Below are 22,552 nucleotides of genomic sequence, written 5' to 3'. Positions count from 1 at the left end.
CCCGATGGCACAGAGCATCCAGGACTTCCACGACGACCCGCGCAACGCCGACATCCGCATCTGGGTCAACGGCGAGCTGAAACACCGCAACGAGGCCGTCGTCTCGGTCTTCGACAGCGGCTTCGTGCTCGGAGACGGCGTCTGGGAGGGTTTGCGCGTCTTCAACGGCCACCCGGCCTTCCTCGACGCCCACCTCGACCGCCTCTACGAAGGCGCGAAGGCGATCGCGATGGACATCGGCATGAGCCGCGCCGAACTCACCGACGCGATCTACGCGACGCTGGCCGCCAACGGCATGACGGACGGCGTGCACGCGCGGCTGATGGTCACGCGCGGCGTCAAGCGCACGCCCTACCAGGACCCGCGCGTCACCGTCGGCCGCGCCACCGTGGTCATCATCGCCGAGTTCAAGACCGCCAAGCCCGAGACGCTGGCCGAGGGCCTGTCGCTCTTCACCGTGCACGTGCGCCGCGGTTTCCCCGACGTGCAGGACCCCAAGCTCAACAGCCACAGCAAGCTCAACTGCATCACGGCCTGCATCCAGGCCTACACGGCCGGCGCCGACGAGGCGCTGATGCTGGACCCGCACGGCTTCGTCGCCACCTGCAACTCGACGCACTTCTTCATCGTGCGCCGCGGCGAGGTCTGGACCTCGACCGGCGACTACTGCCTGGGCGGCATCACGCGCGCCAACGTCATCCAGGTCTGCCGCGAAGCCGGCATCACGGTGCGCGAGAAGAACTTCAGCCTGACCGAGGTCTACGGCGCCGACGAGGCCTTCGTCACCGGCACCTTCGCCGGGCTGGCGCCGGTGCGGCAGGTCGACGGCCGCACGATAGGCGACGGTAAGCCCGGGCCCATGCTGGCGCGGCTGCGCGAGTTGTACGCCGGCCTGGTGCAGCGCGACGTCGCCGCCCGCGCGGCCAGCCGGGCGGCATGAACGCCCCACGCCGCATCGCCGCCTGGAGCGGCCCGCGCAACATCTCGACGGCGATGATGCGCGCCTGGGAGAACCGCCCCGACTGCGCCGTCAGCGACGAGCCGCTGTACGCGCACTACCTGCAGGCGACGCAGCTCGACCATCCGGGCCGCGACGAGGTCATCGCCGCCGGCGACACCGACTGGCGGCGCGTCGCCGCCGCGCTGGCCGACGGCCCGGCGCCGGGTGGCGCCGCCGTCTGGTACCAGAAGCACATGACCCACCACCTGCTGCCCGGCATGGAGCTGGGCTGGGTGCACCGGCTGGAGAACGTGTTCCTGATCCGCGACCCGGCGCTGGTCGTCGCCAGCTACCTGAAGTCGCGTGCGACGGTCGCGCCCGAGGACATCGGCCTGCTGCAGCAGGCCCGGCTGTTCGACGAGATCGCCGACCGGCTCGGCGCTGCGCCGCCGGTGATCGACGCCGAACGTTTCCTGCTCGCGCCTGAAGCGCACTTGCGTGCGCTGTGCGCGCGCCTCGCCCTGCCCTTCACCGAACGCATGCTGGCCTGGCCGGCCGGCCCGCGCGCCAGCGACGGCGTCTGGGCGCCGCACTGGTACGACGCGGTCTGGAAGTCCACCGGCTTCGAGCCGCCGCGCGAGCGCCGCGTCGAGCTGTCCGGCGACGCGGCGCGTGCCGCCGACGCCTGCCGCCCAGCCTACGAGGCGCTGGCGCGTCATGCGATGAGCCCAGACACCTGAGGCGGCGAGGCCGGAGCGGGCAGCTCGCGCAGCAGTACGTCGCACAAGTACTCGGCCGCCGGGGTCATCGGCAAGCCATCGCGAGTCAGAAGCGCGATCTCCACGGGTGGAAGAGGCTCGCTGACGGGAACGGCCTGAAGCAGGCCGCGGAACTGCGGGCTTTGATGCCATTGCATAGGCACCAGCGCCAGAAGGTCCCCGGTCAGCGCCGCGACTAGCGAGGTGGCAGTGCGCGCCTGAAGCATCACGCGCGGGGGACGTAGCCCGTACTGAGCGAAGATTTCGCCCAGGTCTCGCTCGGCGTCATAGTCGATCGCGGTCGTGGCCCATGCGGCCTCGACCAACAACTCCAGCGACCTCGCCTCGCGCAAGGGATGCCCCGGGTGGCAGACGACCGAGCGCGGGTGGGCGAACAGCGGACGGACCCGAAGCCCCGGCGCGGGCAGCCGGCGCGGCGCGGCGCCCAGATAGAAATCGACCTGGCCAGTTCGCAGGCGCTCCTCGACGTCGGGAAATAGCCCTTCGATCAGATGCAGCCGGACGTTGGGATAACGCCGCCGAAAGACGGGCAACGCCCGGGGCAGCATCAAGAGGTGCGGCAGGATCGACAACGCGACGACGACTTGACCATGTTCGTCACCGCCCCCCTGGGCGAGTTCGTCGTGCGCGCGCCGCATCTCATGAACGATGGCGCTGGCGCGATGGTGAAATCGCCGCCCCAGTTCGGTGAGCGTCATGCCCTGCGACGCGCGAGTAAAGAGTTCGGCCCCGAGCTGACGTTCGAGCGCCCGAATGCTCCGCGTCAGCGCCGGTTGGGGAACGCCCAGCCGGCGTGAAGCGGCCCGCAGGCTGCCGTGTTCCACGACGGCCACGAGGTGATGCAGTTGCTCAAGCTTCAAGCTCATCGACGCCACCCGAGGGATGCAGAAAGTGAATCACGGTCACAGTTTCTGCATCTTACGGACATCAGTACGCCTCCCTAAAGTCGATCGCGCAGACACGGCACTCCGGGGAGCCCGAGGGAGCACCCGCCGGAGGAGCCGCTGACTGAAAGACGTGCCACAAGGCACGCGAACACCGAACGAAGAAGAAGGTCGCAGCCGATCCGAAGCGCGACCGCCCGTCATAGGAGAGATAGATGTCCAGCCTTTCGAAGGCACGGGTCGAGACCCGCGCCTCGCGCGCGCAGCATTGCGCGCCGACCGACTCTCGTCGCGATCTGCGTCGCACGCGCCGAAAGATCGCCGCCAGAGTCTGCGCCACCACCGCGATCGCGCTGTCGCTGCTCAGCGCGTGCGGCGGCGACAGCGACGACGACCAAGCGTCGGCTTACGTGGCCGCCCGCGACATGGTGAGCGTCACCGGCGGCACCGTCGTCGCGGCCGCCGACTCGACTGCGGACATGCGCGTGTTCCGCGGCATCCCGTTCGCCGCACCGCCGGTCGGCAGCCTGCGCTGGAAAGCACCTCAGCCGGTCACGGCCTGGAGCGGCGTGCGCCGCAGCGACAACTTCTCCGCCGCTTGCGTGATGGCCGACCGTCCGGCCGGGCGCGTGGGCTCCATCCTGTACCAGCAGACGGAGTCGCAAAGCGAGGACTGCCTGTATCTCAACGTCTGGACCGCCGCTGCGACCGCGGGAGAGAAGCGTCCGGTCATGCTGCTGCTGCACGGCGGTGCCTACCTGATCGGCGCGGGCTCCCAGCCGAACTACAACGGCAAGGGCCTGGCGGCGAAGGGCGCGGTCGTGGTGACGATGAACTACCGCCTAGGACCGCTCGGATTCCTCGCGCACCCGGAACTCAGCGCCGAGTCCGCAGATGGCACTTCGGGCAACTACGCGCTGTACGACGCCATCGCCGTTCTGAAGTGGATCAAGTCGAACATCGCGGCACTGGGCGGAGACCCGGACAACGTTACGATATACAGCGAGTCGGCAGGTGCCGGCCTGGCCAGCGTGCTCTACGCTTCGCCGCTGGCAAGCGGCCTGTTCCACAAGCTGGTGCTCGAAAGTCTGGCCGCATTGCCGGCGGGCAGCGACACCCCGACGCTGGCGCAGGCCGAGGCCGCCGGCAGCACTTTCGCCGCCAATCTCGGTGCTGCCGACTTGGCCGCCTTGCGCGCGAAGAGTGCAACCGAGATCATGGCCGGCAGCGGCGCCATCTCCCAGCCCATCGTCGACGGGGCCGTGCTGCCTGACCAACTGGACTTGCTGATCAAGGCCGGCCGAGTCAACGCGGTGCCTCTGCTGGCCGGCTGGAACGCCGACGAAGGCACACCGTATCCGGCGTTCGCGACCACGCTGGCCGGCTACACCAGCAAGGTGGCGGCGACTTACGGCAGCTTCGCCGAAGACTTCAAGGCTGCTTATCCGGCGAGCAGCGACGACGACGTTCAGGCCATGGCCTACGAGCCGATGCGCGACGGCACGTTCGCCTGGAACGTCTGGACGCTGGCACGCGCGCACGCGGCACTGGCGCAAGCACCGACGTATCTGTACTTCTTCACACGGCGCCCCTCGTACTTCTCCGATCAAAGCTTCACTGGGTTGTCGCCGGCCTACAAGTTCGGCGCGCACCACACGCTGGAGCAGGTCTACTTCTACGACAACCTGGATGTCAGCGCGCCGGCACGTGACTACACCGACGTCGACCGGAAGATCGCCAGCACCGCGTCGAGCTACCTGATCAACTTCGCACGCAGCGGGGATCCCAATGGCAAGGGGCTGCCGACATGGCCGCGCTTTACCGGGCCCACGAGCCAGACCATGGAGATCGGCGACCGCATTGCACCGACGACGGTGCCGTTCCAGAGCCAGTTGGCGTTCTGGGACCGCTACTACAGCGCGACGCTGGGGCGCGACCTGCCATTCTGACGCGAACAGACGCCACCAAGACCGCGGCGTCCGTTAGTCCTGCGGCGCGAGCTGCTCGGCCCAGTCGACAAGCGCTTCGAGCAGCGATTGCGCGCGTTCGTCGTCGCGCTCGGCCGCCGCTTCGGCGAGTTCGTCGATGCGCTCGGCATACGCCTGCAGCGTCAGCGCGCCGCCGGCGCCGTCGATCAGGCGTGCGTGGCGGTGCGCCGCCCAGCGCTCGCGCTCTTCGGCGTCCAGCGTGTCGGCGAAGTTGCGCGCGCGGTAGCGGAACAGCAGCTCGTCCAGCCGCGGGTCGTCGAAAGCCGGGCGGCGCGAGGCCAGCGCCGCGCCGTCCAGGCCGCGCAGGCGCTGCAGCTGGCGCCGGTCCTCGTCGCCGAGGAAACCGCCGTACAGGTCTTCGTCGACATCGACCGGGGCGCCGGCCGCCGGCTTGGCGAAGACCAGGCTCCACAGCGGCTCCAGCGTGCGGCCCAGCGCGGCGGCGCGTTCGGCGTGCACCAGCGCGCGCTCGAGGTCCAGGCCCCAGCGCTCGCGCGCCGGGCCCAGCGTCTTCAGGTTGCCGATGACGACCGGCGACTTGTTCAGGTGGATGGTCTTGATCGGCAGCCGGGTCTCGCCGGCGGCGGCCAGTTCCTCGGTCTTGGTGTACAGGCGCCGGCGCACGGTCTCGGCGTCGAGCGACGCGAGTTCGGCCGGGTCCTGCGCCAGGTCCCAGACGATCAGCTCGTTGCGGTTCGTCGGGTGCGGCGCCAGCGGCCAGACGATGGCCATGCAGCCGTTCTCGACGCCGTACATGCCCGACAGGTGCAGGAACGGCCGGCCGACGCCGATCTCGGCGCGCACCGCGTCCTTGTGGCGCAACTTCAGGCAGAAGTCCCAGAGCCGCGGCTGGCGCTGGCGGATCAGCCGCGCCAGCGCGATCGTCGCGCGCACGTCGGACAGCGCATCGTGCGCGGCCTCATGCGCCAGGCCGTTGGCCGCCGTCAGGTGCTCGAGCTTGAACGAAGGCCGGCCGTCCTCGTGCTTGGGCCACTCGATGCCCTCGGGGCGCAACGCCCAGCAGCAGCGCACGACGTCCAGCAGGTCCCAGCGGCCGCAGCCGTTCTGCCATTCGCGCGCGTAGGGGTCGATCAGGTTGCGCCAGAAGAGAAAGCGCGTGACCTCGTCGTCGAAGCGGATGCTGTTGTAGCCGACGCCGATCGTGCCGGGCGCGGCCAGCGCGGCCTCGATGCGAGAGGCGAACTCGCGCTCGGCGACGCCTTCGGCCAGCGCCTGCTGCGGCAGGATGCCGGTCAGCAGGCAGCTCTCGGGGTCGGGCAGCGCGTCGGTCGGCGGCTGGCAGAACCACATCGCCGGGGCGCCGATCTCGTTGAGTTCGGCGTCGGTGCGGATGCCGGCGAACTGCGCCGGCCGGTCGCGCCGCGGCACGCGGCCGAAGGTCTCGTAGTCGTGCCAGAAGAAGGTGGTCTCAGCCATCGCGGGACGATAGCGCATCGTCTGCGCCGGGGCGCCCACGGCGCCCCGACGGCCGGTCAGGCCGTGCGCTTGCGCGCCGCGGTCTTGCGCGCCGGGGCTTCGGCGGCTGCGGCCGCCGCAGGCGCCGACTGCAGCGCCTCGGCCAGGCCCATCAGCACGCCGCTGACCATCGCCGTGTAGCTGTCGGCCAGCGCCTGCGCGGCGCGCACCGAGGCGTGGCGCGTCGTGCGCATCGCCGCCTGCATCTGCTCGGCCACCTGCTCGGCGGTCAGCGAGGCCTGCACGCCCGACAGCGTGCCGCCGGCCTGCAGCCGTTCGAGCACCGGGCCCCAGGCCGCCGCGACACTGCTGCCGCTGCCGGCGGCGCTCTTCTTCAGCGCCGCGAACAGCGTGTCCTCCATCTTGTCGAGGTCGTCCAGCGCCTTCTGCAGATGCTTCTCGCGCAGGTCGGCGCCCTGCTGCACCAGGCGCTGCAGCGCGACGCGGTTGGCCTCGACGGCCTTCAGCACCGCGGCGTCCAGCCCGGCGACGGCGCTGTCGAGCAGCGCCGTCGGGTCGACGCCGGCAACCGCATTGCGCGCCACGCCCAGGCTGGCGGCGTCGCCGACGGCCTTGATCGTCGCGCGCAGGTTCTTCAGCGTCAGCTCGCGGCCCTGCAGCGCCCCGAGCGCGGTCTGCGTCACCGCCTGACGCAGCTGCGCGCCCTGCTGGGCGGTGGCGGTCTCGAACATCGCGATCAGCGCCTCGGCATCGAACATCGGCTTGGCCATCGTCTGCTCCTGTGGTGGAGCGCCGATGCTGGCACCGCCCACGGGCAGCGACAAGACGGGGCGACACGCGGGCGCTGATGCGGCTCAATCGCCGGGCCGAGGGCGCGCCCTAAGGTGATCACCGGGACCGCTTCGGGGAGGATGCGATGCCAAGTCGTCGACGCGTGATGGCGTACGGCGCCCTGCTGGCCGGCGGCGCCACGCTCGCCGGCTGCGACGAGAGCGCCGTGCAGCAGGCGACGGCGCGGCTGCAGCGCCGCCTGGTGCTGCCCGGCAGCGTCGACGGCCGCGAGCGGCTGCGCGCGCTGGTGCAGGCGGCGACGCTGGCGCCGTCCAGCCACAACACGCAGTGCTGGCGCTTCGTGCTCGGCCGCGAGCAGATCCGCATCGAGCCCGACACCACGCGGCGCTGCCCCGCCGTCGACCCCGACGACCACCACCTCCTCGTCTCGCTGGGCTGCGCCACCGAGAACCTGGTGCAGGCGGCGCTGGCCCACGGGCTGATGGCCGAGCCCCAGGTCGGCGCAGACGGCCGCATCAGCGTCGCGCTGGCGCCGACGCGGCCGCGGCTGTCGTCGCGCTACACGGCGATCGTGCAGCGCCAGACGACACGCGGCGTCTTCGACGGCCGGCCGCTGCCGGCGGCCACCTGGCGCCAGCTCGAAGACGCCGCCGAAGCCGAGGGCGTGGCGGCGCGGCTGATCACCGACACCGCCGGGCTGGAGCGGCTGCTGGCGGCCGTGGTCGCCGGGCTGCGCACGCAGCTTTCCAACCGCGCTTTCGTCGACGAGCTGGTGCGCTGGCTGCGTTTCGACGCCGAAGAAGCGGCGCGCAGCGGCGACGGCCTGTTCATCGGCTGCAACGGCCAGCCCAGCATGCCGCCGTGGCTGGCGCGGCGCCTGGTGCGGCGCTTCCTGCACGCCGACAGCGAAGCCCGGCGCAGCGCCGAGCAGCTGCGCAGCAGCGCCGGTGTCGTCATCCTCGCCTCCGATGCCGCCGGCGGGCCGGCGCGCTGGGTCGAGGTCGGCCGCGCCTTCCAGCGCCTGGCGCTGGAAGCCACCGCCGCCGGGCTGCAGCTGTCGCTGCTGAACCCGCCGGTCGAGGTGGCGGCGCTGCGCGCGCCGCTGGCCGCGGCCTTCGGCCTGGGCACGCTGCGGCCGGATCTCGTCGTGCGCATCGGCCGCGGCGCACGCCTGCCCGACTCGCTGCGGCGGCCGCTGGACGCGGTCATCGCCTGAGCCGGGCACGCCCCCGGCCGTGCAGCGTTTTCGAATCCGGCGTTCAATCGCGCCGGCGCCTTGCCGCCGCGCGCCGCGGCAGCATCGCGCCACCTATCTGACGGAGATCCCATGAAGCTCTACTACAGCCCCGGCGCGTGTTCGCTGTCGCCGCACATCGTGCTGCTCGAGTCCGGCCTGGCCTTCCACGCGGTGATGGCCAGCACCAAGACGCACCGTCTGGCCGACGGCACCGACTACTACACGATCAACCCCAAGGGCTACGTGCCGCTGCTCGAGCTCGACAGCGGCGAGCGCCTCAGCGAAGGCCCGGCGATCGTGCAATGGATCGCCGACCAGGTGCCCGAGAAGAAGCTCGCGCCGGCCGCCGGCACGATGGCGCGCTACCGCCTCGTCGAGTGGCTGAACTTCATCTCGACCGAGCTGCACAAGGGCTTTTCGCCGCTGTTCACGCCGGGCATGCCCGAAGAAGCCAAGGCGCTGTTCCGCAGCAAGCTGGGCGACCGCTTCGCCTATGTCGACGCGGCCCTGGCCGAGCAGCCCTTCCTGCTCGGCGAGGACTTCAGCGTCGCCGACGCCTATCTCTTCGTCGTCGCCGGCTGGTCCAAGCACGTCGGCGTGGACCTGTCGCGCTTCGCCCACCTGGCGCGTTTCATCGAACGTGTCGGCGCGCGTCCGGCGGTGCAGCAGGCGATGCGGGCCGAAGGCCTGATCCGCGGCGGCTGACGCTCGCCGCCCCGGCGCCGTGGTGCACGCGGCGCCAGTCCTCGGCCACCGCCGCCGGCACCCGGCGGCGCTGGGCCAGCACCCACGGCAGCCCGGCCAGCGCGGCGCGCAGCGCGACCGCGGCAACACCCGCGGCACGCGCTTCGCGCAGCACGGCGAGCGTGTCGCGCAGCGCCAGCGGCCACGGCAGCCGCAGCCAGGCCAGCCACAGCCGGTTGCGCGCCAGCAGCCGGCGCCGCGACAGCAGGTCGCGCGCGGCCGACGGATGGTGGTGCGTCACCACCTCGTCGGCGTAGACGATGACCCAGCCGCGCGCCGCCATCTCCAGCGCCAGCAGCGGCTCCTCCGCACCGAGGAACAAGCGCGGCTCGTAGCCGCCGGCTTCACGGAAGGCCTGGGTGCGCATCACCGCCGCGCCGGCCATGAAGGACACCAGCCGCGGCCCCGGCAGGCCTTCGCGCGCCAGCGGGCTGTCGGCCATCACGGCGCAGGTCGGGTCGGGCTGCTGCTCGGGCCCGACGAGCACCCGCGCCGACAGCGCACCGATGCGCGGGAAGGCGTCGAGCAGCGCGAGCGCCCGCGCCAGCGCCCCCGGCGCCCACCAGGTGTCGTCGTCGCAGAAGGCGACGTAAGGCGTGTCCAGCGCGCCGACGCCGAGGTTGCGGCCGGCCGCACCCCGGTTGCGGTCGCTGCGCACCAGCGTCACACCGGGATGGCGGGCCACGACCTCGGCGACGCCGCCGCGTGTGCCGTTGTCGACGACGACGATCACCGGCCGTTCGGGCAGGGCCACGAGCTGCGCCAGGCAGTGCGCCAGCTCGGCCGGACGTTCGTGCGTCAGCACGACCACGCCCACGCGCGGCTCGCCGTTCATGCCGCAGCCCCCGCCGGCCCGAAGCGCCAGAAACGTTCGGGGCGTTCGACGTCCTCGGCACCGCCGGGGCCGAAGGCGCGCAGCTGGCTGGAGTAGGCCGCCACCGCCTTGCGCTTGGCGCCCCAGGCCGCCGGCGTCGGCGGCACGTCGAACAGCGGCGTGCCCACCTGCCCGGCGGCCAGCAACTCGGCCAGCCGCGCCTGCAGCACGCCCGGCATCGCGCGGTACAGCGCGTCTTCCCAGAACACCAGGTCGACGCCGTCGCTGCGTGTGCCGAAGGCCTCGACCGCGGCCTCGTGCACCAGGCGATGGTCGGAATGGAACAGTCCCAGCGGCAGCAGCAGCCAGTGCGGGCGCTCGGTCTCCAGCAGCCGGCGCAGCGCGTCGGCGATGTCCTCGCGCGCCGGCGTGCGGCCGTACTGGGCGTCGGCGAAGTCCAGCCAGGTCGGTTCGGCGCCGACGCGCGCCAGCGCGCGCCGGTCCTCGTCCAGCCGCATCGTCACCGCCTCGCCGGCGCTGGCGAAGCCGCAGCGGCGGTCCCAGTCGGTGGCCAGCGCCGGGTCGGAAGGCACGCCGGCGAAGACCGTCGCGACGCGGCTGCCCGGCCGCGTGGCGAGCCAGACGCCGCAGCCGAAGACGGCATCGTCCAGATGCGGCGAGATCACGAGGCCCGGCCCCGACGGCGGCAGGCGCCTCACGCCAGCGCCTCGACGTAGAGGCTCTCGCGCTCGCGGTTGTCCAGGCTGGCGATCCCGGGCCAGGCACTGGCGCTGCGGCCGAAGGCGCAGCGCGTCACCTCGCGCCAGCCGGCGCCCTGCAGCAGTTCGCGGGCGAAACCCCAGGTGAACGGCGTGCGCACCGAGCCGTACCAGATGATCTGCGTGACGAGCTTGGCGCCGATGTCGCGGGCGTGTTCGTCGGGCACGAAGAAGTAGCCGGCGTCGCCGTGGCGGTAGGCGTCGATCGCACGATCCAGGTCGGGCAGCCCCAGGCGCAACACGCCGCCGGGACGCAGCACGCGGCGCAACTCGGCCACCGCCGCCGGCAGTTCGGGCCAGGCGATGTCCTGCAGCAGGTGCATGCCGACGGCGTAGTCGACCGAGGCGTCGGCCAGCGGCAGCCCGGTGCAGAGATCACCGACCAGATCGACGCCGGCGGCGGGCTGGCGGTCGGCATTGAGCCAGCCGGGTGCGGGCTCGGGGCCGCAACCGATGTTGAGCCGGGTGAACCGCGTGGGAGACGGCATTCGGGCGAGACGGTGGCCGTGGTGGAAGCCGTTTTCGGCAAGCCCAGTGCCCGGTGCCCGGTGGCGCGGTGGCCGGTTGCAGGCAACCGGCGCAATCCTTGGCGCAAGCCGCTGCCGGCCGCGACGATGGCCGGATGATCCCGCGGACCGTGCCGGTGATTCAGTACGGCCCGTCGACCAACCGCTGCGACAGCCACCAGACGTTGCCGCCGGGGTCTCGCACGCCGCCCTGGCGGTCGCCGTAAGGCTTGTCGCCGACCTCCATGATCACCGTCGCGCCGGCGGCGACGGCCCGCGCCATCGCCGCGTCGGCGTCGTCGACGTAGAGGTAGAGCGCACACGGCGTCGCCGGCCAGGCAGGAGTGGCGTCGCAGAGCATCAGCATCGAGTCGCCCAGGCGCACCTGGGCGTGCGCGACGATGTCGCCATCGACGTGGCGCAGCTCCTCGCTGCCGCCCAGGCCCTGCACGAGGAAGTCGATCAGGCGCGCGGCGCCGTCGACGACGAGGTAGGGCGTGACGGTGTGGAAACCCGGTGGGACGAGCATGCGGCCTCCTGGTTCGGGCGCCGAGACCGGCGCCGGAACATCCTGCCACGCGGCGCGTGCCGGGCGAAATCAGCGCGCGGGGGAGACCTCGTCGGCGGCGCGGGCGAGCTGGCGGCGCAGGGCCCGGCGCACGAGCAGCATGCGCAGCGGAACCGGGGCGCCCAGGCCGAGCATGAGCCAGCTGAGGCCGGAGGCTCCGGCCCAAAAGAAAGCGCCCACGATGACGGCCAGCGCAGCGAACGTCACCGCGATGACAGCCGGGCTGCGCGTCACCTCCCGGCGCGCCGCCTCCAGCCGCTCGGCCTGCTCGACCCGCGACAGCCGCTCGATGCCGTCGACGCGGTAGACCCAGGGCAGCCGCGGCGCACGCGCCTCGCGCTCGGCGAGGCGGCGTTGGCGTGCGCCTTCGATCAGGGCGTCGCCGGCGCGGCGGGCGGTGTCGGTATCCATCGTGCGGCCCAGTCTAGCGGTGGCACGGGCGCAGCGCACCGTGCCATCGAAGGACGCAACGGCCGCTCAACGCAGGACCAGCTCCACACGCCGGTGGCGCGCGCGCCTCGACTCGAGCGGCCGGCGCTCGACCGCTTGCGCATTGTCAAGACGGTGTGAACTGGGCCCGATTTCCCGCGTTCCACCACATGACAGAAGGCAAGGCGCGGAGAACAATGATCCCGACCCGCCAGCCTCCAGGGCCGGCGGCGACGGCGTCGAGCTGTCGGTGGCCAGGCCTCGAGAATGCCGGTCACCGGGCGCCGAAGACGTGCCCGCCCGATGCGGGCTGTCTGGAGACGACGGATGACCCATCTCACGCATTGCATCTACGCCAGCGCCGCCTGCGAGCCCTTCGACGCCGCCACGCTGCGCGACATGCTGGCCGACTCGCGCCTGCGCAACGAGCGCAACGGCATCACCGGCATGCTGCTCTACGCCGACGGCAGCTTCTTCCAGGTGATCGAGGGCCCGGCCCAGGCGGTGAGCGAGCTGTTCGCGCGCATCGCGGCCGACCCGCGCCACGAGCAGGTCACGCGCATCATCGAAGAACCCATCCCGCGCCGCAGCTTCGGCAACTGGTCGATGGGCTTTCCGACGGACAGCGAGGACCTGTCGCAGCTGCCCGGCTTCAACGACTTCTTCGGCAGCGCCGGCTGCCTGGCGCAGCTGGACGTGGGCCGCGCGCGCAAGCTGCTGGCGGCTTTCGGCGCCGGGCGCTGGCGCCAGCGGCTGTCGGACTTCGCGCCGCTGGCCGCCTGAACCCATGCCCCAGCCGTCGACGACGCCGCCGTTCAGCTACGCCTTCCAGCCGATCATCGACGCGGTCGAACGGCGCGTCGTCTCGTACGAGGCGCTGGTGCGCGGACCCGCCGGCGAACCGGCTTTCGAGGTGCTGAGCCGCGTGCCCGAGGCCCAGCGCGCCGCCTTCGACCGCGCCAGCCGGGCGCGCGCGCTGGCGATGGCCGCCCAGCTCGGCCTGCCCTGCCTGCTGAACCTGAACCTGCTGCCGCACGGCGTGCTCGCCGACGAGGACGCGATCGACGCCACGCTGCGCGCCGCGCGCGAGGCCGGGCTGCCGCCCGAGCGCCTGGTCTTCGAGGTCACCGAGAGCGACGCCATCGCCGACCCCTGCGGCTTCGCCGCGCTGGTCAACCGCCACAAGAGCGACGGGCTGCTGCTGGCCATCGACGACTTCGGCGCCGGACAGTCGGGGCTCAACCTGCTGGCCGACTTCCAGCCGGACATGATCAAGGTCGACCGCCACCTGATCCACGGCATCGAGGCCCACGGCCCGCGCCAGGCCATCCTGCGCGGCCTGCTGCTGACCTGCGAGCTGCTGGGCATCGACGTCGTCGCCGAAGGCGTGGAGACGCCCGGCGAGTACCGCTGGCTGCGCACCCAGGGCGTGCGCCTGTACCAGGGCTACCTCTTCGCGCGCCCGGGTTTCGAGGCGCTGCCGGTGCCGGTGATGCCGGGCGCCTGAGCGCGCCGCAGCAGACCCGGCGGCCGCTCGGCGCGGCAGCCGGCGCTCAGAGCGTGTGCCCGACCAGCGCCCCGACGCCGTAGGTGACGGCCATCGCCAGCGCGCCCCAGAAGCCGACACGCACCGCCGCGGCGCCCGCCGGAGCGCCGCCGGCCCGCGCCGCGAGCGCCCCCAGGGCCACCAGCAGCGCCAGCGACGCCGCCGTCACCGCGCCGGCCGTCGCCGCCGGCGACACCGCCCAGGCGACGGCCAGCGGCGCCAGCGCGCCGGCGGCGAACGCCGCCGCCGAGGCCAGCGCCGCCTGCACCGGGCGCGGCTGGGTGATCTCGTTGATGCCGAGCTCGTCGCGTGCGTGGGCGCCGAGAGCGTCGTGCGCCATCAGCTGCGCCGCGACCTGGGAAGCCAGCGCACGCTCGACGCCGCGGCCGACGTAGATGCGCGTCAGTTCCTCGTGTTCGGCGGCGCCGTCGGTGGCGAGTTCGCGGCGCTCGACCTCGAGGTCGGCGCGTTCGGTGTCGGCCTGCGAGCTGACCGAGACGTACTCGCCGGCGGCCATCGACATCGCGCCGGCGGCCAGCGCGGCGACACCGGCGATCAGCACCGCGTCGCGCCCGCCGCCCCCGCCGGCGACGCCGAGGATCAGGCTGGCGGTCGAGACGATGCCGTCGTTGGCCCCGAGCACCGCGGCACGCAGCCAGCCGATGCGCTGCAGGCGATGGCGTTCATGGTGGCGTCTCAAGCGGTCTCCGGGTGGTGGCTGCGGGCGCAGTGTCGCCGCGAACGGGCGACGATGCAGCAGCCCGGGCCCTCGCCCGGCCGCGTCAGACCTTGAACGCCCAGCGCACCCCCAGGCTCAGCACCAGCAGCACGACCGCCGCGATCGCCGTCGTGTTGCGCAGCTTGGCGCTCTCGGGCGTCGGCGGCTGGAACCACGACACCGCGAACAGCACCCAGGCGATCGCCGTCGCGAAATAGCTGACGGCCCCCGCGCTGACGCCGAGGAAGGCCGAGTAGACGGCCAGCGCCGCCGCGAAAGCCGACCAACCCAGCCGGCCCACCATGCCTTTGCCGCCCGCTGCCATCACCACGCTCCGCATCCGTTCGTCGATGCGGCGAGTATGCCCAGCCGCCACACCGCGGACGGCGGGGCTGGCGCAAGGACGCGGCACGCGCCGGCGTCACCAGCGCCAGTTGGCGCGCGTGTAGTAGTAGGCGCCGTTGGTGCCGGTCGGGTCGAGGAAGTTGTACGGCAGCACGCCGGCATAGCTGCTGCCCGCCAGCGTGCGCGACGGATAGCGGTCGAACAGGTTGTTGGCGCCGAGCGCCAGCGTCAGGCCGCGCTCGGGCTTGAACTGCAGCTCCAGGTCGACGACCCAGGTGCCGCCCAGCTTCTGCGCCAGCGTGCCGTCGACGGTGTCGGCACGATCGTCGTACGAATAGGCCCAGACGCTGCCGTAGCGCGTGGCGCGTGTCGTCACGCCCCAGCGCTGGCCCTGCCAGTCGGCGCCCAGGATCAGCTTGCTGCGCGGCGAGCCGTGGGTGACGCGCAGCTGCGCCTCGCCGCCGACCAGCGTCAGCGTCGGGTCGATCGCGGCCAGCGCCGCCGAGCTGTTGCGCACCGCGTCCAGCCGCGTGCGGTTGTAGTTCAGCGCGGCGTTGAGCGTCAGCGTGCCCTCGGCCAAGGCCAGTTCGTGGCTGGCGGCGACGTCGACGCCGCGGGTCGTGGTGTCGAGCGCGTTGGTGAGGAAGGCCACGCTCTGGATGTCGCTGCGGCCGATGCTGGCGAGATAGGCGCTGACGGCGGCGCTCTCCAGGTTGCTCGACAGCGTGATGCGGTCGGCGACGCGGATGCGGTAGGCGTCGACGCTGAGCGTCGTCTCCTTCGTCGGCCGCCAGGCGGTGCCGACGCTCAGGTGGTGCGACTTCTCGGGCTTGAGGTCCTGCGCGCCGAAGGCCTGTGCCAGCGCGTCGGAGGCCGGCAGCAGCGCCCGGTTCTGCAGCCCGCTGCCGTCGCTGTTGAAGTTCAGCGACGAGAAGCGGAAGCCCTGCTGCGCCAGCGCCGGCGCGCGGAAGCTGGTGCTGACCGAACCGCGCAGCAGCCATTGCGGCGTCAGCGCGTAGCGCGCGGCCAGCTTGCCGGTCGTGGAGCTGCCGGCGTCCGAGTAGTCGGCGTAGCGCAGCGCTGCCGCCAGCAGCCAGTCGCGGGCGATGTCGGCCTCGGCATCGACATAGACCGAGGCGACGTGGCGCGAGATGTCGACCGCGTCCTGCGGGCTGAGGCCGGGGCCGGCCTGCGCGCCGGGCGTCACGCCGGTCACCGGGCCCGCGGCGTACGAGGCCGCGTCGCCCGGCTGCGTGCGGTAGCCCTCGCGCAGCCACTCGGCGCCGACGGCCAGGTTCAGCGGCTTGGCCAGACCCGGCAGCGCCAGCGTGCGCGTGGCGTCCAGGTTGGCGCTCCACTGCTCGGAGCGGAAGTCGGCGAGATGGAAGCGGGTCGGACTGGCCGCGCCCAGCGAGGCGTTGAGCGAGTGGTCGACGCCGTAGTCGAAGTCGTTGCGGCCCAGACGCAGGCTGGTGTCCAGCGCCCAGTCGCCCGCGTTCAGCCGGGCGCCGGCGACGGCGCCGATGTCGGTCAGGCGGCCGGTGGTCTCGGGGCGGTAGCCCTCCGGATAGATCGCCGGCACGTTGCTGTCTTCGCTGGGGTAGCGGAAGAAGGCCGCGCCCTCGCTGCGTCGGCGCGCCAGCGTCGCGAAGGCATAGGCCTCGGCGCCGCCGGCCAGCGGCAGCGTCGCGTTGGCGAAGCTGTTGACGGCGCGCACCTCGGGGTCGCCGGTCTTGAAGCGCACCGAGCCGTCCAGCGCCAGATCCTGGGGTTCCAGCGCCCACCAGGCGGCGTCCGGGTCGCGCAGCCCGGCGCGGTTGGTGCCGGCCTTGCGCTGCAGCTCGGCGCCCACGCGCAGCGTGCCGCCGTTGGCGAACGTGAAACCCTGGTCGCCCGCCAGCTGCAGGGTCTGGCCGTCGGTGAGCGTGCGGCCCAGCGGCTTGAAGTCGGTGTGGTTGGCGCCGTAGCTGAGCGAGGCGCCGCCGCCCTGGCCGCCGCCCTTGAGCACGATGTTGATGACGCCGGCGATGGCGTCGCTGCCGTACTGCGCGCCGGCGCCGTCGCGCAGGATCTCGATGCGCTCGATCGCGCTGGCCGGGATGGTGTTCAGGTCCACCGGCACCGTGCCCTGGAAGATGCCTTCCAGGTCGACGACCGCGTTGGTGTGGCGGCGCTTGCCATTGACCAGCACCAGCACCTGGTCGGGCGCCAGGCCGCGCAGCTGCACCACGCGCACCGAATCGACGGCGCCGCTGACCGAGGCGCGCGGCTGGTTGATCGACGGCGACAGCGCCTGCAGCGCGGCCCCCAGCTCGCCGCTGCCGACGATGGCCTGCTCGACCTCGCGCGCGGTGTAGCGGTCGATCGGCACCGGGCTGTCGAACACGGTGCGGCCCTTGACGCGCGAGCCGACGATCGTGATCTGCTCGGGATCGTCGGCAGCAGACTGGGCCTGCAGCGGCGGGGACAGCGCCGCCAGGGCCAGCGCCAGCGGCGCCAGGACCGGCGGCCTGGCGCCGAGGATCGCGCGGCGGCGCCGCGACTGCGGATGGGCGAGAGTCATCGCTTCAGCTCCTGTGGGTCGAATCGTCGGGAACCCCGCGGCCGGGCCGCAGCAGCGGCCACAGCAGCAACCCGCCGACGGCCAGCACCACCAGCCCGGCGACGGCGCCGGCCTTGACGTAGACGAGGCTGGACCACAGCAGGTAGGCGCTGCCGGACATGAACAGCAGCGGCAGCAGCGGGAAGAGCGGGACGCGAAAAGGCCGCGGCGCCTCGGGACGGCGGCGACGCAGCACGATCAGCGCGCCCCCGGACAGCAGCAGGAAGAACCAGTAGACCGGCGACAGGTAGTCGACCATGGTCGCGAAGCCGCCGCGCGTGGCGGTGCCCAGGCCCACCAGGGCCAGCGCCACGGCGCCCAGCGCCAGCAGCGCCGCGCGCGGCGTGCCGCGGCGCGCATCCCAGTCACCCAGCGGCGTGTGGCGCGGCAGGTCGCGCATGGCCGCGTAGGTGGTGCGCGCGCCGGCGATCAGCACCGCGTTCATCACCGTGATGGAGGTCACCGCGACGACGCCGACGATCGCCGCCTCGCCCCAGGGCCCGGCCGCGCGGCGCAGCAGGTCGGCGGCGGGGGCCGAACTGGCGGCCATGCCGGCCAGCCCCAGACCGCGCAGGAAGGCCCAGTTGGCCAGCAGGTACAGCGCGGCCACCAGCGTCAGGCCCAGCAGCAGCGCCTGCACGATGCCGCGGCGCGTGTCCCGCATCTCGGCCGACAGCGTGGCGGCGTCGCTCCAGCCGCCGTAGGCCAGGAACACGAAGACCAGCGCCTCGCCCCAGGCCGGGCGGCCCGCGCCGGCAGCGGCCGTCAGCGGCGTGGCCGGTGCCACGCCCTGCCATGCCAGCACCGCCCCGGCCGCGCCGACGGCCAGCAAGCCGCTGACGACCAGCAGCATCAGCCCGAGCTGGGTGCCCACGCCGACGCGGATGCCGCGCAGGTTGAGCAGCAGCAGCACGACGATCACCGCCGCGGCGAAGACCGCGCTGCCATACGGCCCGAGGTGCGCCAGCTGGTCGAGGTAGTCGCCGAAGACGAAGGCCAGCAGCGCCATCGAGCCCGAGTGGATGACGGCGAAGCGCGACCAGGCGAACAGCAGGCCGACGCGGCGGCCATAGGCCAGGCGCAGGAAGTGGTAGTCGCCGCCGGGGTCGGGGAAGGCCGAGGCCAGCTCGGCGAAGCACAGCGCGCCGATGAAGGAGAGCACGCCGCCCAGCACCCAGGCGGCGTACACCGCGGTGTCGCTGGCGAGGCTGGCCGCCACCATCGGCGAGGTCTTGAAGATGCCGGCGCCGATGACCATGCCGACGCAGACCGCGACCGCGTGGCGCACGTCGAGCTGGGGCCTCGGGGCTGGCGAAGCGCCGCCGTGCTTCGCGTCGGCGGTGGGGGCGTGCAAGACGGGCGGGGCGGCGGACATCGTGAAAAGTCGGCGAGTCTGCCGACGGCGCCCACGGCCGCGAACGAAGCGATTCGCCTGCGCTTGCTCGCGCGGCGCAGTTGACGGCCGCGGGCCGCCGGGGCAGCCGCGCGCTCAGTCCCCGGTCGGCGAGATCCGGAACGAGTGCACCGCCGGCAGCTCGCGCATCGCGTCGGACAGCCCGGAGACGCTCTCCGGCGAACGCGTGCGGATGACCATGCGGTACTCGACCAGCCGGCCGTCGTCGGACAGACGGTGACTGACGTTGGCGACCGAGAAGCGGTGCTCGGTGAGCAGCGCCCGCACGGCGGTCTCGGACAGCGCCTGGGCGCGCTCGAAGCGCACCAGGTAGTGGGCGTAGAAGTGCGACGGCAGCCAGGCTTCGACCCAGCGGAAGGCCGACAGCGTGATCAGGGTGAGCGCGGTGGCGATCGCCGCCGGCACGTACAGGCCGACGCCGACCAGGATGCCGATCGCAGCGGTGATCCAGATCGACGCGGCCGTCGTCAGCCCGCGCACCGACAGGCCCTCCTTGAAGATCACCCCGGCGCCCAGGAAGCCGATGCCGGTCATGATGCCCTGCGCCATGCGCGTGGGGTCGGTGCGGATCGCCTCGGGCGCGATGCCGGGCATCCAGCTCGCCTGCGAGGTGGTCACCAGCATCAGCAGGCTGGACGCCAGGCAGACCAGCGAGTGCGTGCGAAACCCTGCCGGGCGGCCGTGGAAGCTGCGTTCGAGCCCGATCACCCCGCCGGCCGCCAGCGCGGCCAGCAGGTGCGAGGCGGTGATCTGGAGTTCCCGGTCCATGCTGCAGGCGGTGGACGCGCGGCGGCGCAGCACCGGCCGCCATGTCCACCGGCCGCGAGGGCAGGAATCGTGCCCGGCGCCTGGACGCGCCGGCCGCCTCAGGGACGGCGGAAGCGCCGGTGCAGGCGCAGCACCCACAGGCCCATGAACGCCATGTAGGCGAGCAGCGCGAGCCAGAACGAGGCATCGCCGAGCGCGACCACCGGCTGGCGGTTGGCCGCCACGACCATCGCGTACACGCTGCACAGGAAGACGGTGGTCACGACAGCCATGGCCGCGGCATGCCGGTGCAGCCAGAGGTCGGTGGAGGCGAGCTGCGCCGGCGAGCGCCAGAAGTCGGCATGGGGGATGTGCAGCCGACCGGCGCGGATGCTGCGCAGCTGCAGCCACCACACCAGCAGCGGCACGCCGCCGACGAGTGCCGCCATCAGCGCGACGAACACCGGCCGCGGCATGAAGGCGTCGGGCCGGCCCGAGGGGCCGAAATGCGAGGCGACGACCTCGGGCAGCGCCGTGCCGAGCAGCACGACGAAGAGGACACCGAGGGCGGAGACGGCGGGGACGATGAAACGGAGCATGGCAGCAGAGGACCTGGGGCGGCGTTCACCGACGGAGACGACCACGCGGACGCGGTTGTCGCGAGGGGCCGGGGCGAGGAGGTCTCAGACCCGGTCCAGCCGAGTGTGCGGCAAGGGTGGCAGCCGGACCTCGATGGCATCGCCCGCAGAGACGACGCCACCGTCCAGCACCACGCCCATCACTCCCGCCTTGCGCACGAGCTGGCCGTCGGGCGCCCGCGCCAGCACTGCCCCAAGTAAGCCACGCCGGAAAGCATCGATCTGCGAACACGGGTTGCGCAGCCCGGTCAGTCGCACCCGGGCCTGCGGCCCGATCAAAAGCTCCGTTCCAGCGGGCAGCGACAGCAGGTCGAGACCTTCGCTCAGGATGTTCTCGCCCAGATCGCCCGGGGCCAGATCGAAACCCCGGCCACGCAGTTCGGCGAAAAGTTCGGCCGGGATCAGATGCACCTGGCGCAGGTTGGGCTGATCCGGGTTCTGCGTCACGCGCGAGCGATGGCGCACCGTGGCGCCGCAATGGGCGTCGCCCTCCACACCGAGGCTGGCCAGCAAGGTGATGGCCGGCACCACCGGCTTGGAGAAACGGTGCGCGGCGTCGCGGCTGACGGATACGACACGGGCGTTCACGGCATCGACTCCTGGCGACTGCGGACCAGCGGGCGACGATAACGCGCGGGCACGCGCCTCTCCGGCTCTCGGCTCCTAGGCTCTCAGACCGCAGCGCCCAGCCGCGGCATCAGCGCGAACACGCCCCAGCCCAGGTACTCGCGCGTGTAGGTCGCATACCGCACCGGCTCCGTGGCCAGCTTGGCGCGCAGTTCGGGCGCCAGCTCGTCGTCGGGGTGGGCTTCGAGCCAGCGGCGCGTCGTCAGCCACTTGGCCGCCTCGTAGCGGTCCCAGCCGTCCTGGTCGGCCAGCACCATCTCGACGACGTCGTAGCCCAGGCGCCCGAAGGACCCGAGCAGCTCCGGCAGCACGAGGAAGTCGGAGACCGCGTGAGCCAGGCAGCCCTGGGCGACCGCGTCCGAAGGCGGCAGCTGGCGCCAGTACGGCTCGCCGATCAGCAGGATGCCGCCGGGACGCAGGCTGCGCGCCAGGAGTTCAGCGGTCCCAGCGACGCCGCCCGCGATCCACGTGGCGCCGACGCAGGAGGCGACGTCGACCTTCTCTTCGGCCACATGGCCCGCTGCGTCGGCGTGGATGAAGCGCACGCGGTCGGCAACGCCCAGTTCCTCGGCGCGCTGCCGGGCCTGGGCGCTGAACAGCCGGCTCATATCGACGCCGGTGCCGGTGATGCCGTGGTCGCGCGCCCAGGTGCAGATCATCTCGCCCGAGCCGCAGCCGAGGTCCAGCACGCGCATGCCCGGCTGCAGACGCAAGGCCGCGCCCAGCGTGGCGAACTTGTCGGGCGTGAACGGGTTGTGGATGCGGTGGGCGCTCTCCATGACGTTGAAGATGCGGGGGATGTCGAGGTCAGGGCCGGGCATGGTGCGGGGTGGGGAAACGGGAGACGGGAAGTCAGGCGTGCGGCGGCGCCGGTCTCAGCTGCGAGGCGCCGCACCACGTCGAACCGCAGGCATCGACAAGGCGGAACGGACGCGACGCCGAGCTGTTCGTGACAGGCCGCGCTGAAGCGAGCCGCGCAAAGCGACTGCTGCCATGGCTTCAGTCCGATGCGAACTGGTCTTGATTGCGGCCTCGGACTCCGGCATAGAAGCGCTTGATCTCCTGCATGTCCTGGTCGATGTCGCCTGTCGGTTCGAACACCGGGCCCAAGCCGCTGACCTTGCGCGCATAGTCCATGTAGGCCAGGACGATAGGAACCTTCGCCTCGAGCGCGATGAAGTAGAACCCGGTCTTCCAGTGACGGGTCTTGCCTCGTGTGCCTTCGGGCGGCACGACGAGTTGCAAAGGGCCCTGCGCCGCGACGATGGCCGCCGCGGCCGAGGCGACGAGGTTGTTGCTCCTGCTGCGATCGACCGGCACGCCGCCCAGCCAGCGCATCACCGGCCCGAAGGGCCAGCGAAACAGGCTCGCCTTGCCCAGCCAGTAGATGCGCAGGCGCAGACAGAACGCCACCATCAGCGTGTACGGCAGATCCCAGTTGCTGGTGTGCGGTGCCGCGATGAGCACGCACTTGCTCGCTTCCTTGGGAAGAGCCCCCTCGACCGTCCAACCCTGCAGACGCAGGATCAGACGGGAGAGGCCGCGGAGCAAATGGTTGACACCCGGGGTGTCGAAGAGGGTGTGGTGCATGGGCTGAGGCCGGCATTGTCCTGCACGCGCAGCGCCCGGGAATGGATGTGGCGCATGGCGTTAGCGACGGGGGCTTGAGCCGGCTTGCCGCAGCGCCCCCCGTCGAGATTCACGCCATGGCGGGGTACTGAACGATTTGAAGTTCATTGCCCGACGGATCTTGCAGTGTCGCGAGGGTACCGCCCCAGAACTGTCTTTCCGGTGGGCCGGTGAAGTGCACTCCCCGCCCGGCCAGCTCTCGATGCGAGGCTTCGACATCTTGAACCGTGAACGACAAGCCGGTGAATCGTCCGACCAGGATCCTCTCCTCTTCGGGTGCGTCTTCCGCAACTTTCTCGACCACGAGTTCCGTGCTTCCGGCCTTGAAGACGCAATAACCGTACTCGCTGCCATCGATCTTTATTTGCAGGCCAAGCCTCAGCCACCGC

Annotated in this window: 25 protein-coding genes; 7 read left to right on the top strand and 18 right to left on the bottom strand. The window is 72.2% G+C overall.

Annotated elements, in window-relative coordinates; genetic code table 11:
- The first annotated feature begins 4 nt into the window (after positions 1-4).
- Together RGE_RS05960 and RGE_RS05955 are read left to right on the top strand one after the other, a co-directional pair.
- Positions 5-940, top strand: coding sequence for an aminotransferase class IV (locus RGE_RS05960; RefSeq protein WP_014427431.1), 936 nt, complete (start codon positions 5-7; stop codon positions 938-940).
- Positions 937-1,680 carry a sulfotransferase-like domain-containing protein gene (locus RGE_RS05955; RefSeq protein ID WP_014427430.1) on the top strand — a complete coding sequence of 248 codons (744 nt, stop codon included), beginning with the start codon at positions 937-939 and terminating at the stop codon, positions 1,678-1,680. The genes RGE_RS05960 and RGE_RS05955 overlap by 4 nt, the downstream gene beginning before the upstream one ends.
- On the opposite strand, the gene RGE_RS05950 is transcribed toward RGE_RS05955, so the two are convergent.
- Complete coding sequence (locus RGE_RS05950; RefSeq protein ID WP_014427429.1) at positions 1,656-2,585, bottom strand: LysR family transcriptional regulator; 930 nt, start codon at positions 2,583-2,585, stop codon at positions 1,656-1,658. The two genes, RGE_RS05955 and RGE_RS05950, sit on opposite strands and share 25 nt — an antisense overlap.
- A 233-nt stretch (positions 2,586-2,818) precedes the next feature.
- On the opposite strand from RGE_RS05950, the gene RGE_RS05945 reads away from it, so the two are divergent.
- Positions 2,819-4,552 (top strand): carboxylesterase/lipase family protein, encoded by a 1,734-nt coding sequence (locus RGE_RS05945; protein ID WP_014427428.1) that lies wholly within the window; start codon positions 2,819-2,821, stop codon positions 4,550-4,552.
- Between the two features lie 33 nt (positions 4,553-4,585).
- Here the strand turns inward: RGE_RS05945 and sbcB are convergent, their stop codons facing one another.
- Both sbcB and RGE_RS05935 read right to left on the bottom strand, forming a co-directional pair.
- Positions 4,586-6,028 carry an exodeoxyribonuclease I gene (gene sbcB, locus RGE_RS05940; protein ID WP_014427427.1) on the bottom strand — a complete coding sequence of 481 codons (1,443 nt, stop codon included), beginning with the start codon at positions 6,026-6,028 and terminating at the stop codon, positions 4,586-4,588.
- A gap of 56 nt (positions 6,029-6,084) precedes the next feature.
- Positions 6,085-6,798, bottom strand: coding sequence for a DUF6781 family protein (locus RGE_RS05935; RefSeq protein ID WP_014427426.1), 714 nt, complete (start codon positions 6,796-6,798; stop codon positions 6,085-6,087).
- A 167-nt stretch (positions 6,799-6,965) separates the two neighbouring features.
- Here RGE_RS05935 and RGE_RS05930 point away from each other — a divergent pair, with 167 nt between their 5' ends.
- Positions 6,966-8,036, top strand: coding sequence for an Acg family FMN-binding oxidoreductase (locus tag RGE_RS05930; protein WP_148280129.1), 1,071 nt, complete (start codon positions 6,966-6,968; stop codon positions 8,034-8,036).
- 111 nt (positions 8,037-8,147) lie between these two features.
- Positions 8,148-8,762, top strand: a complete 615-nt coding sequence (gene gstA / locus RGE_RS05925) for a glutathione transferase GstA (RefSeq protein ID WP_014427424.1) — start codon at positions 8,148-8,150, stop codon at positions 8,760-8,762.
- On the opposite strand, the gene RGE_RS05920 is transcribed toward gstA, so the two are convergent.
- From RGE_RS05920 to RGE_RS05900, 5 genes are all read right to left on the bottom strand, one after another.
- Entirely contained in the window at positions 8,689-9,636 is a 948-nt protein-coding gene (locus RGE_RS05920) for a glycosyltransferase family 2 protein (RefSeq protein WP_014427423.1), read from the bottom strand. The two genes, gstA and RGE_RS05920, sit on opposite strands and share 74 nt — an antisense overlap.
- Positions 9,633-10,334 (bottom strand): PIG-L deacetylase family protein, encoded by a 702-nt coding sequence (locus tag RGE_RS05915; RefSeq protein ID WP_014427422.1) that lies wholly within the window; start codon positions 10,332-10,334, stop codon positions 9,633-9,635. The genes RGE_RS05920 and RGE_RS05915 overlap by 4 nt, the downstream gene beginning before the upstream one ends.
- Positions 10,331-10,882 carry a class I SAM-dependent methyltransferase gene (locus RGE_RS23060; RefSeq protein ID WP_014427421.1) on the bottom strand — a complete coding sequence of 184 codons (552 nt, stop codon included), beginning with the start codon at positions 10,880-10,882 and terminating at the stop codon, positions 10,331-10,333. The genes RGE_RS05915 and RGE_RS23060 overlap by 4 nt, the downstream gene beginning before the upstream one ends.
- Positions 10,883-11,042: 160 nt before the next feature.
- Positions 11,043-11,429, bottom strand: a complete 387-nt coding sequence (locus tag RGE_RS05905) for a VOC family protein (protein ID WP_014427420.1) — start codon at positions 11,427-11,429, stop codon at positions 11,043-11,045.
- Positions 11,430-11,498: 69 nt separating this feature from the next.
- Positions 11,499-11,879 carry a hypothetical protein gene (locus RGE_RS05900; protein WP_014427419.1) on the bottom strand — a complete coding sequence of 127 codons (381 nt, stop codon included), beginning with the start codon at positions 11,877-11,879 and terminating at the stop codon, positions 11,499-11,501.
- Between the two features lie 345 nt (positions 11,880-12,224).
- Here RGE_RS05900 and RGE_RS05895 point away from each other — a divergent pair, with 345 nt between their 5' ends.
- The gene (locus RGE_RS05895; protein WP_014427418.1) at positions 12,225-12,680 is read left to right on the top strand and encodes a BLUF domain-containing protein; all 456 of its coding nucleotides are present in this window, start codon (positions 12,225-12,227) and stop codon (positions 12,678-12,680) included.
- A gap of 4 nt (positions 12,681-12,684) precedes the next feature.
- A complete protein-coding gene (locus RGE_RS05890) occupies positions 12,685-13,404 on the top strand; it encodes an EAL domain-containing protein (RefSeq protein ID WP_014427417.1) in 720 nt (239 codons plus the stop codon).
- 46 nt (positions 13,405-13,450) lie between these two features.
- Here RGE_RS05890 and RGE_RS05885 read toward each other — a convergent pair whose 3' ends face one another.
- From RGE_RS05885 to RGE_RS23565, 10 genes are all read right to left on the bottom strand, one after another.
- Positions 13,451-14,143: a VIT1/CCC1 transporter family protein gene (locus tag RGE_RS05885; protein WP_014427416.1), complete on the bottom strand. Its 693-nt coding sequence runs from the start codon at positions 14,141-14,143 to the stop codon at positions 13,451-13,453.
- Positions 14,144-14,225: 82 nt separating this feature from the next.
- The gene (locus RGE_RS05880; RefSeq protein WP_148280127.1) at positions 14,226-14,486 is read right to left on the bottom strand and encodes a hypothetical protein; all 261 of its coding nucleotides are present in this window, start codon (positions 14,484-14,486) and stop codon (positions 14,226-14,228) included.
- Positions 14,487-14,582: 96 nt separating this feature from the next.
- Positions 14,583-17,069: a TonB-dependent receptor plug domain-containing protein gene (locus RGE_RS05875; protein WP_014427414.1), complete on the bottom strand. Its 2,487-nt coding sequence runs from the start codon at positions 17,067-17,069 to the stop codon at positions 14,583-14,585.
- Between the two features lie 4 nt (positions 17,070-17,073).
- Positions 17,074-18,462, bottom strand: a complete 1,389-nt coding sequence (locus RGE_RS05870; protein ID WP_232504992.1) for an APC family permease — start codon at positions 18,460-18,462, stop codon at positions 17,074-17,076.
- A gap of 135 nt (positions 18,463-18,597) precedes the next feature.
- On the bottom strand, positions 18,598-19,290 hold the full coding sequence (locus RGE_RS05865; RefSeq protein WP_043784827.1) for an MgtC/SapB family protein: 693 nt from the start codon (positions 19,288-19,290) through the stop codon (positions 18,598-18,600).
- 98 nt (positions 19,291-19,388) lie between these two features.
- Positions 19,389-19,868, bottom strand: a complete 480-nt coding sequence (locus tag RGE_RS05860; protein WP_014427411.1) for a DUF1648 domain-containing protein — start codon at positions 19,866-19,868, stop codon at positions 19,389-19,391.
- 84 nt (positions 19,869-19,952) lie between these two features.
- Positions 19,953-20,495: an MOSC domain-containing protein gene (locus RGE_RS05855; RefSeq protein WP_014427410.1), complete on the bottom strand. Its 543-nt coding sequence runs from the start codon at positions 20,493-20,495 to the stop codon at positions 19,953-19,955.
- Between the two features lie 83 nt (positions 20,496-20,578).
- The gene (locus RGE_RS05850) at positions 20,579-21,355 is read right to left on the bottom strand and encodes an SAM-dependent methyltransferase (protein ID WP_014427409.1); all 777 of its coding nucleotides are present in this window, start codon (positions 21,353-21,355) and stop codon (positions 20,579-20,581) included.
- A gap of 178 nt (positions 21,356-21,533) precedes the next feature.
- Positions 21,534-22,124, bottom strand: coding sequence for a lysophospholipid acyltransferase family protein (locus RGE_RS05845; protein WP_043783852.1), 591 nt, complete (start codon positions 22,122-22,124; stop codon positions 21,534-21,536).
- 109 nt (positions 22,125-22,233) lie between these two features.
- Entirely contained in the window at positions 22,234-22,521 is a 288-nt protein-coding gene (locus tag RGE_RS23565) for a VOC family protein (protein WP_409077217.1), read from the bottom strand.
- Between the last annotated feature and the right edge of the window lie 31 nt (positions 22,522-22,552).

This window comes from Rubrivivax gelatinosus IL144 (genome assembly GCF_000284255.1).
Classification (GTDB): Bacteria; Pseudomonadota; Gammaproteobacteria; order Burkholderiales; family Burkholderiaceae_C; genus Rubrivivax; species Rubrivivax gelatinosus_A.
This window is presented reverse-complemented; position numbering and strand designations above follow the sequence as displayed.